This window comes from Edaphobacter aggregans DSM 19364, from assembly GCF_000745965.1.
GTDB lineage: Bacteria > Acidobacteriota > Terriglobia > Terriglobales > Acidobacteriaceae > Edaphobacter > Edaphobacter aggregans.
In genome coordinates this window covers 1-8930 of record NZ_JQKI01000186.1, presented here as the reverse complement: position 1 = coordinate 8930, position 8930 = coordinate 1, and the positions used below count along the sequence as shown (strand labels likewise).

Below are 8930 nucleotides of genomic sequence, written 5' to 3'. Positions count from 1 at the left end.
TTCTTGAGTTTGTCCGTTTGCTTAGGCGAGGGAAGGTAAGCGTCCACTGTGTCGAGATCGATGAAGGGCGCGCGGACGGCGGCTGCGGCTGGTCCGGTGAAGGCGAACGGGCCGAGGGAGATGGATCCGAGCGCGTTGCTGATGTTCGCCAGATCTTTCCCAAAGGGATTCGGGTAGGTGACGGTGCTCCGCAATCGTGAGCGATAGCGTTCCCGGTACTTTGTTGCCCAAGCGACCAGGAGGCGCTTTGGCTCGGGCACGAGGACCGACGTCCCGCGCCGGCGGACCCAGAGCTGGTCTTCGAGCGTGCGGAGGGCTTTCGAACGGAATCTCTGGAATGCGCGAGCGGGTGCGTCAACTCAATGGAACGTTTAGGATACGCAGGACATATCGCAAATCACCGCAACCCTTCATTTTGTGTGTCTCACTTCGGACGAGCGAACCCCTTCAATGTTGGGGAAAGCAATACACGAAGCTTTGCGCGTGCTCTCCCCAAACGCGACATCACGGTTCCGACGGGGCATTGCAGGACGCTCGCGATCTCCTGATACGAGAGGTCTTCATATTCTCGCAACAAGATGATCTCGCGAAAATCTACTGGCAGCTCTTGAATCGCCGCTCGCACCTGCTCTGCCTCCAACTTGCTCACATAAAGGTCATGTGAATCTTTGGATGGCTCTACGATGTTGTTGGCAACGCCATCGCCAACCTCGATCTCAATCATTTGTGGGCCATTCCGATGCTTTCTCAACTGGTTGAGCCAGACATTTCTCAGGATCGTGAAGAGCCAGCCCTTGGTATTGCTGCCCGCCCGTAGCCTCCCCATCGCCGGTATGGCGCGAACGTAGGTTTCCTGTACCAAATCCTCGGCTTCGGCATGGTTGCGGGTCAAGACCAGCGCGTAGCTGTACAGACCGTCGAGATACTCGACGCCAGTCGCGTCGGCTTGGCCTGCTCCGTCGTATTTCCATGACATATTTGACACTCTCTATTGAACACGCCATCTGGGTTCCATTTCCGGTGAACCAAGCTCCATCAGCGTCACGCACAATTTGACCCCGGCTTGGACCTTCGAGTTCGATTCCTCTGTGCCCGTTCCAGCGTTCTTGGATCAGTCTCTAATCGCTCACCTTCGCAACCAAAGCCCGGGAGTTGTTCCGGTCACACAACGAAACGCTCTCGCGTCGGCTTTGCTTCCACCGTTCCCTCTTGTCGGATCCTTGTATGAATGTCCATACCTATCGATTTAATCGAACGTCGGCATATAGTTGTTGCCTGAAATCATCACGTTTTTGCCGGAGGTGCTGTGACTTCAACACGCATTGATCTCCTTCTGACACTGCAGGTCTCAACCAAAGCCCGGTAGTTGTTCCGGTCGCAAAACGAAAGGCTTTGATAAGGCTTCGACCGCTGCGGGCGCAAGCTCGGTCAAGGGCAACCGAGATGCTTATGTTGTCTATTTGCTTATGTAAAGATGGGATCGGCCAAGAATTGGCCAACATTCGGGTCGAACCTGAATCCGATCTCGAAGGATGAGTTGGCGATTTGGTATCAGAACTGCGCGGCAGGCCGAGGAGAGCCTCTTAGCGCTTTGGGCGCGTCAAGGAGTTGCTGACTCTTTGGCTTCGATTGTCATCACATCAACAGCCGCGGGCTCATGCTCGCACAGTGAAGTTGCCGATCCTGTTTACATCGTCAGGAGTGATCAGATCAGGCACCGTCCATCCATCGATGGTCGTACTCAGCAAGACACTCGTCCGCGAGACGGCAATAGGCCTCGGTACGGCCGCCAGCTTCCTGCGCAGCCAGAATGTCAATGCGGACCGCTTCGTGATTGCCAGCATAGTTTGGTTCATAGAGTTCGTGCCGACCGCCGAACTCGGAGCCGATCGCGTCCCACAAAAGCTTCATAACCTTGACCCGATCCACCGCGGAGTAGCCGTTTGAGCCGCGAACGTATTTCTCTAAATAGGGGTTCTTAAAATCAATCGCGTGTGAGTTCAAGTAAATGAGCGCGCTGCCCAGGTCCTGCTCGATGATCTCCTTATAGTTGGCACGACAGGCCATAGAAGAACATCATGGCCTACAAGAAGTCGCTCTGCGACGGAAGCCCCGTCCAATTTTCGTCACTGTCGGGTCTTTGTCCCAAGTTCGTCACGCAGCGTGTCGGCTGCATCAGCCCCGCGAGCAGGATCTAACGCTCTCAATCAGAGTCAATTAGGTCATGGTCTCTTCCTTCAATCGCCTTTCGTCTTCAATGGCATGTCAGGTGCTTGAGTGGAAAGATAATGAAGAAGCTACGAAGTCTATCTGAAAAAACGCAAAGCACCCGCCCAGGTTTGATTACAAACCATTCGTTGGACAACGGTGTTTCTGAATGAGATATAAAACGTGCAGCCGCTTAACTACGGTAGCTTCCATCTCTAGGTGTTTAAGGACTCTTACGTGTTGCCGATTGCTAAGGCTCGCCAGAATTAGCTCTACAGCTTTACGAGCTGCCTAATGTCATTTTCTAAAATACCGACATTGAAAATTCGCGCTCCACACGGAATACGGAACTTTTCTTATCAGTCTCGTATGTGGAATGGTGTCGCCGTCTACCACGTTACACAGTATCTGGATCCAGGGCAATGCTGGCAAAACCTATGTACAGAGCAGGCTAGCGTCGTGGTGGTTCTTGAACAGGTTGGCGGGTATTGCGAGCCGCGCACACGTCTCAACAACCCTACTCCGCGAAGTCGCTATGATGCCGGTCATGCGAACTATACACCCCCGTACGTGGACGTGTGGGGGTACGGTGCCGACTCAACCAGTTCCGTACGAGATATCAGAATGCAATTCGACCACTGCGTCATCGAGCGCCTCCTCGCGGAAGAGTTCGACCGAAAGAAGTGGAATGAGCCTCTCCTTTTGCTTTACGATGATCGCCTTACTCAATGTGCAGAGCTGCTCGCGAAGGAAATTGCCGAGCAGGACGATGATTTGCCTCTTTTTGGAGAGAGTCTGGTGACCGCGTTGTTCGCCGCCCTCTTCACAGCACCGCGATCGAGGTTCAAAGCCTACCAGAGCGGGCTTACACGATCCCAACTTAGCAGAAGCTTGGACTATATAGAGGCAAATCTTCTTAACAATGTCCGGCTTCATGATCTCGCAAGCGTGGCGGGACTATCACCGTCGCATTTTGCGCGTGCCTTCAAGACATCCACTGGTTTGACTCCTTATCGGTGGGTCATTGAGCAGCGTATCCACCGAGCTAAGAGATTGATGATGAGGGGCGGGCAATCGATTTCGATTGCTGCCCACCTAGCAGGCTTTGCAAATCAAAGTCATTTCACAAAGGTCTTTCGCCGTGTAACTGGTACGACCCCTGGGCTTTGGTTGCGAGATGCTGGATAAAGGATTATTTGGACAACAGTTGCGGTCTGGAAAGTGGTTTAGATACGCTCGCCTTCAAAGTCAACCGGTGTTCCGGGACACGTGAATCCTTTGATCGCGGCAGCGCGGATTCGGGCCAAGCATCGATACACAGTAGCGGTACAAAAGCCTCAAGAGCTCAAGCCGTTAGTGGAAGTGCTGGCTTAGGTTTTCTCCCAGAGACTCAGGTAGGCCGTTTGTCGGGCGATACCTTCAAAACTATCCGCAGAGACTAAAGCCGGGCATGGAGATGACCGGTTTCGACCACAAGTATTATTTTGCGCGCAATGTGCCGGTACAGTTCGAAAGCCTGCTAAGGCGCTGCAAACGTTTCTGGCGGACCTATTGCTTGCCGACTCATTTTTTACTGGGGTACCCTGCTGCTATCGATGGGTGCTCGAGCAGCGCATACACCGCGCGAAGAAGTTGATGATGAAGGAGAGCAAATCGATTTCGCATGCTGCGCACCTAGCAGGTTTTGCGAACCACAGCCATTTCACAAAGAGTTTTCCGATGTGTAACTGGAACCACTCCTGGAGTGTGGTTGCGAGATGTCGGACGAAAGTGGGGCAAACTTCGGTTACTTTCCTCAGACGTGTAATAGCATTTTCGGGAAAAGCTCGCTTGTATTGGACAACAGCTACGGCGCGGAAATCGGTTTAATAGCTCAGTGGCCCAACAGTACTTTCTGGGCCTGAGACGGTTATTTAGACAATGGAACGATTTTCTGCAGTAAATCCCACGCATGTAGTGGATCAAACATCTCATAGCCTCAAAAACCGGCATCTACAGCTAATGGCGCTTGGAAGTGCAATCGGGGCAGGATTCTTTCTTGGCTCCGGAGCTGCTATCAACCAGGCTGGACCGGCGCTTCTCATTGCCTATCTGATAGCCGGCGCAATGATCTATCTCGTCATGCGCGCCCTCGGCGAGTTGACGCTCGCATATCCTTCTCGTGGATCATTTGCCGCCTACGCCACCCGCTTCATCGGCCCCCTCGCCGGTTTCATCACGGGTTGGTCGTACTGGCTGGCATTTCTGCTTGTAGGTATTGCGGAGATAACAGGTATCGGACTTCTTCTGCACCGCTGGTATCCCGGCATTCCGCAATGGGTTCCAGCGCTATGCGCCACAGTGGTGCTCTACGCCATCAATATGCGCACAGTCAAGTCTTTTGGCGAATTGGAGTACTGGCTGTCCATGATAAAAGTCGTCACAATCATTGCCGTGCTCCTTTGCGGCCTGGCGATTCTGGTCTTCAAGATCGGCGATGTCGGTACACATGCCCGCGTTGCCAATCTCTGGCACCACGGAGGCATCCTGCCGAAGGGCTTCTCAGGACTACTTGCCGCAGTACCGCTTGTCATCTTCTCGTTCGGTGGAACGGAAGTTATCGGGCTCGCCGCAGCAGAGACCGACCGGCCGGAGTATGCTTTGCCGCGAGCCATCAACGGCGTCTTCTTTCGAATCATCTTGTTTTACGTCGGCTCCATCGCGATCGTCATGATACTGTATCCATGGAACAGTCTCAACCCGAACGAGAGTCCCTTTGTGTCGGTGCTGAAGCAGGCAGGTTTTGCCGGCGCCGCAGCGACGCTGACCTTCGTAGCAATCAGCGCATTCTTCTCTTCGAGCAACACCATTCTGTATGGAAGCAGTCGGCTCCTTCACGCGCTGGCCTCCTCAGGTGATGCGCCTGCACCATTTCAGACATTGAACCAGCAAAAGGTTCCGTATTTCTCCGTGACGCTCTCCGGCGCCGTTCTGATGCTGGGGGTTGTGCTGAATTATCTGATCCCCGACAAGATCTTTGGCTATCTGCTTTCGGCCTGCGTCTGGATCGTGCTCTGGGTCTGGACCGCGATCATGCTCTGCCACTTCAACTATTGGCGAGCGCACTCAAAAGGCTCGACCGCCCGAGTGAACTTCCGGCTGCCGGGCGCTCCTTACACCAACTGGGCAATCATTCTGCTAATCGGAGTCGTCGCCGTACTGATCGCAACTAGTGGCACAACCCGAGTCACCTTCTACGTCATCACGCTGTGGCTGGCCATCCTGGTCACGGCTTACTACGCAAAGGGCTCCATGCAGCCCACCATGATTGAGAACAGCTAGATGCAATCCACGTCAAAGACCAGAAATTCACTCGACCTCACCGGCGACGACTTCGCCGCAATGATGGCCGAAATCGTCCCCGAACTCTCTGCCTTTCTGGATCGCCTGCCTGAATCGGGCATCCCTCCTGTATCGGGCGCCAACAGGTTTCTCAGCCAAAATGCAACTGTGGCGCTCCAGCCCCCCGCGGAACAAGGACGGCCTCTTCGGGAGCTACTCGACGTGATCGTGCAAGCCGCGGAGAACGATAAAAACGCGGCGAGCGGTGGGTTGCTTGCGTTCATTCCGGGGAGCGGTCTTGTCTCTTCCGCCGCCGCAGATCTTATCGCTGGCGTATTCAATCGCTACACCGCTTTTAGCGTGGTATCTCCAGCCATGGTTGCCCTGGAAGCAGAGGTTCTGCGATGGCTCGCCTCGCTCATGGGACTTCCTGAGACCTCAGGAGGTTTGTTGACCTCCGGCGCTTCGATGGCCATCTTCTCTGCGGTCGTCTGCGCACGCAACCGTCTTCCGGAGAACTTTCTGAACGGCGTTGTCTACACGACCGACCAGACACATCACTGTCTATCGAAGGCGATGAGGCTCGCCGGATTTCCTTCCAGCGCTTTGCATCTTGTTCCTGCAGATGAGGGATGGCGCATGGACGTCAGAGCCTTGCGTGCCATGATCGTCGAGGACCGCGCGGCGGGATATATACCCTTCTGCATCGCAGCGAATGCAGGCACGACCAACACCGGAACAATCGATCCTCTGAAGGAGCTTGCCGCAGTCGCGCGAGAGGAGAACCTCTGGTTTCATGTCGATGCAGCCTATGGGGGTTTCTTTCAAGCCACCGACCGCGGAAGGAAACGCCTGAGTGGCATCGAGCAGGCCGATTCTATCGTGGTCGATTTTCATAAAGGCATGTTTCTTCCATTTGGCACGGGATGCCTGCTGGTGCGCGACAGAGAGATACTGCATCGTACGCACTCCAATGACGATGCGTCGTATCTCCGCGACCTGCAAGGTCACAGTTCGAATGATGTGTACCTACCCGACTTCGCCGAGACAAGTCCGGAGCTGACCCGGCCCAACCGTGGACTGCGGGTGTGGTTGCCACTTCACCTTCACGGTGTTGCGGCGTTTCGTAAGGCGCTCGACGATAAGCTCGATCTTGCGGAGCATGTCTATCATGCCTTGCAGAAGATGCCGCAGGTCGAGGTTCTGGCTGAGCCTGAACTATCGGTAGTCGCGTTTTACTGCCGCGATGCAAACGGCAGCCAGGCAGAAGAGGATATTGCGACAGAGGAGTTAGTGAGATACGTCAACCGGGCAGGTCGCGTCTCTCTCGGCACAACACGCATTCATGAAAGAACGGTCGCACGCATTGCGATCCTAAATGTCAGGACCACCGCAGCGATTATTGAAGACACTCTCAGCATGATCAGCACGTACGTCGAAGAGAACGCTGCAGACGCAGTTTCTGATTAAGCAACTTTCCCGATGCCGGGTTAACGCGGCCACACCATATCCCCCTCCCATCTTCAGTATCACGACGGATATGAAAATCGAAGTATGACGCTAGCACACTGAGGCGATGATTAATTGTTCGCGGACCTCGTATCTTATCCGCAGATCGTGATGCTACTGCGCCTTGGGGAGCATTCTGACTGAAGTTTGTGATGTAACGACTAATGACCTGACGGGTGATCTGCTTTGGGTCATCGTTCGCGCATCCAGCCAGGAAAAGAAGTGTGCCAAACCAATTGCGTAGGCCCGTTGCGTATAGACAGAACAATCACGCAGCCTGAGATGCAGTAGGAAATTGTCACATGACGGAATCGATCTGCCGTCACTATCGGCGACGCTAAACCAAACGCTGTTCGCATCAGAGATCTTCTTCGCAATATAAATCACCATAGCTATTCCAGCATCCACGATCGCGATCGAGAAGTACATCGGCTAAATTTGCGATAATTTCCGGACGGACTCGGGCCGAGTACAAATCACGAGATAAGACGGGATTGAGCATGATGGCGATGGCGGCGATGGTGTGGATGCGACCAAGCGCGGTGCTGGTGGTAGGCGGCGCGATCGTGCTACTTGCACCTCTGGCGATCCTCCCCGCAGCTGCATGCGACGCGGGCGATCATGTTGCTTCGCACGTTTACGGTGCTGCCTGGGATATTGCCCGGTAGGATGGGGATCGTGATGTATCCGTTCGTTCCGTGGTTTGGTGTAATGTGCTTGGGCTTTGGGTATGGACATATTTTCCGCCTGCCGCAGGCCGCACGCGACCTGATGGTCGCGTGGACCGGCGTGGGCTCGTTGGTGGTCTTTGGTGTGCTGCGGGGACTGAATGGGTATGGCGATCTGAGCCCGTGGAAGACGTGGCCGGACGCGACGCGCAACATCGAGTCTTTCTTGAACGTGACAAAATATCCGCCGTCACCCGATTATGTTCTGGTGACGCTCGGAATCTCGCTTCTAATCTTTCTTGGGACTGAACGCATGCACGGAACGCTCTCGCTTCAACGGCACGTTCCGTTGTGAATGCTTGGACACTCACTGGTTCCTGGATCTGAAGGAGGCAAAGCAATCCTGATCAAAGCCGCGCTGCACTAACAATGAATCTGGTACAAAAGAGCGGGCAGACCAGACGGAGCAAGGGAAATCTTCCCGCATGCAAATCTTTTTTTGTAACCCGCAATCACTCTTAAGCGTCCAACGATCGCTTGGGATCCCCACTAGCCAGATCGCAGGCTGGGAAACGACCCAGCGGGAACGAATTTGAAAGGTGCGGAGGGGGCGACTGCCCGACTAGTGTGACCGGATGGTCTTTGGAAAATAGTCAAGATGTTTGGGAAGAATTTGCGAACGGCGAGGCAATACCTTTTGCAATAGATGGAGGGCGAGGCGATTGTTCGCTCCTGAAGAAGGAGAATACTGAGTTTCTTCCAATGGTTTTAGGGTAAATGGCGATTGAACGTCGCCATCGCGAACGTTAGAGCAACTCGGTCAGTTGCAACGTAAGGTTTCAGACGAGGAGATAAAGAGTATGCACGCCAAACGGCCTGAAGAGGTCGATTCACTGTTTTTTGAAGCGATGAATCAAGGGGACATTGACGCAGCTGTTGCCTTCCACGAGCCTACCGCCCGATGGCTTCAGCAATCCGGCAAAATAATCAGCGGGCTGCCGGACATCCGTACTGAGCTGCTCGGATTCTTGGCCCTAAAACCCAAGTTCACTGCAGAGATAACGGCACTCGCGAGTGGAGATGAGAACGTCGCGTTGACGCGGTCGACATGGAGCCTCATGGGCACGGATGCCAATGGGCAGCCTGTAACAATGGGAGCTAAGAGCACCGAGGTCGTGCGTCGTCAATCGGATGGAACGTGGCTTTTCGCAATCATCGCGCCAG

The 8930-nt window shown here is 54.2% G+C and carries 8 protein-coding genes; 5 read left to right on the top strand and 3 right to left on the bottom strand.

The genetic code is table 11. The features are described from left to right. The 3 genes from Q363_RS28725 to Q363_RS28715 form a co-directional block, all read right to left on the bottom strand. The coding region (locus Q363_RS28725; RefSeq protein WP_211256413.1) for a hypothetical protein at window positions 1–260 on the bottom strand (260 nt) is incomplete at its 3' end. Between the two features lie 164 nt (window positions 261–424). Then, window positions 425–976: a sigma-70 family RNA polymerase sigma factor gene (locus Q363_RS28720; protein WP_035357551.1), complete on the bottom strand. Its 552-nt coding sequence runs from the start codon at window positions 974–976 to the stop codon at window positions 425–427. A 734-nt stretch (window positions 977–1710) separates the two neighbouring features. After that, window positions 1711–2067, bottom strand: a complete 357-nt coding sequence (locus Q363_RS28715) for a 4-hydroxyphenylacetate 3-hydroxylase C-terminal domain-containing protein (protein WP_035357550.1) — start codon at window positions 2065–2067, stop codon at window positions 1711–1713. Between the two features lie 765 nt (window positions 2068–2832). On the opposite strand from Q363_RS28715, the gene Q363_RS42400 reads away from it, so the two are divergent. The 5 genes from Q363_RS42400 to Q363_RS28685 form a co-directional block, all read left to right on the top strand. Further along, entirely contained in the window at window positions 2833–3396 is a 564-nt protein-coding gene (locus Q363_RS42400) for a helix-turn-helix transcriptional regulator (protein WP_051979478.1), read from the top strand. An 813-nt stretch (window positions 3397–4209) separates the two neighbouring features. Further along, complete coding sequence (locus Q363_RS28705; RefSeq protein WP_035357547.1) at window positions 4210–5529, top strand: amino acid permease; 1320 nt, start codon at window positions 4210–4212, stop codon at window positions 5527–5529. After that, window positions 5530–6999, top strand: a complete 1470-nt coding sequence (locus Q363_RS28700; protein WP_051979477.1) for a pyridoxal phosphate-dependent decarboxylase family protein — start codon at window positions 5530–5532, stop codon at window positions 6997–6999. 660 nt (window positions 7000–7659) lie between these two features. Then, complete coding sequence (locus Q363_RS28690) at window positions 7660–8061, top strand: hypothetical protein (RefSeq protein ID WP_157467775.1); 402 nt, start codon at window positions 7660–7662, stop codon at window positions 8059–8061. 505 nt (window positions 8062–8566) lie between these two features. After that, window positions 8567–8930 (top strand): YybH family protein (locus Q363_RS28685; RefSeq protein WP_035357541.1); only part of this gene is annotated, 364 nt, incomplete at its 3' end.

Bases quoted from the DNA above. Each gene is read 5' to 3' on its own strand.
- Q363_RS28720 (WP_035357551.1), bottom strand. From the start codon at position 976: ATGTCATGGAAATACGACGGAGCAGGCCAAGCCGACGCGACTGGCGTC.
- Q363_RS28715 (WP_035357550.1), bottom strand. From the start codon at position 2,067: ATGGCCTGTCGTGCCAACTATAAGGAGATCATCGAGCAGGACCTGGGC.
- Q363_RS28690 (WP_157467775.1), top strand. From the start codon at position 7,660: ATGTTGCTTCGCACGTTTACGGTGCTGCCTGGGATATTGCCCGGTAGG.
- Q363_RS28700 (WP_051979477.1), top strand. From the start codon at position 5,530: ATGCAATCCACGTCAAAGACCAGAAATTCACTCGACCTCACCGGCGAC.
- Q363_RS28705 (WP_035357547.1), top strand. From the start codon at position 4,210: ATGGCGCTTGGAAGTGCAATCGGGGCAGGATTCTTTCTTGGCTCCGGA.
- Q363_RS42400 (WP_051979478.1), top strand. From the start codon at position 2,833: ATGCAATTCGACCACTGCGTCATCGAGCGCCTCCTCGCGGAAGAGTTC.